Below are 535 nucleotides of genomic sequence, written 5' to 3'. Positions count from 1 at the left end.
TTTTTTACTGACCCGGCCACCCCCCCCATCACCCCCTCTCTTTGCGGCGGCCGCGTCTGTGTTTTATACGCGCCGGGGCCGCGCCGCCCCCGGCCCCCCGCCAGCGCGTCCAGCACGAATTCGCGGCCGGCCGGGAACAGCACCATCCAGCTGATCGCGCACGCCAACACGAAATACACCGTCACTGCCAACACCCACACCGCTCTCTCCGGAAGCTGTTCACATTGTTGTCGAAGAAATATTTCCCGAAAGTATAAATCCGGTAAGCGACAACCCCGCGCACGATTGAAAAAACGCAAAAACTCACCAATTGTGTTAATCGCGCACGATTAAAAGCAAATTAGAGGCACAATTGTCTTGATTCTTGTAAAGTAATGCAAACTTTTTTAAGGAGCTGATTTGCAACATCAAGGCGATCGCCCGGTCCGTGGCGGCCGGCCCAGCCTGCTCTCGCCCGAAGAGCAGCCGGTTCAGGAGCGGCAGGGCATCCTCAGTTCGCTGGACGGCATGCCCGGACAGGCAGCGGCGGCCACGC

Annotated in this window: 1 pseudogene; it reads right to left on the bottom strand. The window is 58.5% G+C overall.

Annotation, left to right across the window (positions count from 1 at the left end):
• A pseudogene (locus ACEN88_RS33950) lies at positions 1 to 200 on the bottom strand (hypothetical protein); the annotation flags it as partial.
• Positions 201 to 535 lie beyond the last annotated feature (335 nt).

Source organism: Massilia sp. CT11-108, assembly GCF_047302915.1.
Classification (GTDB): domain Bacteria; phylum Pseudomonadota; class Gammaproteobacteria; order Burkholderiales; family Burkholderiaceae_D; genus Telluria; species Telluria orientalis.
The sequence above is the reverse complement of the archived record's forward strand: the minus strand, read 5'-3'. Positions and strand labels throughout refer to the sequence as shown.